General features: G+C 52.9%; 1 pseudogene. It reads left to right on the top strand.

From position 1 onward, the window contains the following. Nucleotides 1-324, top strand: a pseudogene (locus ASC72_RS24225) (hypothetical protein); the annotation flags it as partial.

The following is a 324-nucleotide window of genomic DNA, read 5'->3' as shown; positions in this document are numbered from 1 at the left end:
TGCCGGAACCGAGCTACTTCTTACAGGAACCTATTATGCGAGCCAGACGGTAAACGGCTGTGAGAGTGCCAGAACTTCGGTGGCGGTAACGATCACGGCAAGCCCTTCAGTGCCGACTGCAACATCACAGGTATTCTGCTCGGCGGAAGCCAAAAAATTAAGTGACTTAACAGTGACAGGTGCAGCGATCAAATGGTATTCCGCTGCWACGGCAGGAACTTTATATACGGGAACCGAGACTTTGGTTACAGGGACCTATTACGCCAGTCAGACGGTGAACGGTTGTGAGAGCGCCAGAACTTCGGTGGCGGTAACGATCACGGC

Origin of the sequence: Flavobacterium sp. Root420, from assembly GCF_001427905.1 — a bacterium.
Classification (GTDB): Bacteria; Bacteroidota; Bacteroidia; order Flavobacteriales; family Flavobacteriaceae; genus Flavobacterium.
Note: the sequence above shows the minus strand (reverse complement) of the source record. Positions and strands in the feature narration are given on the sequence as shown.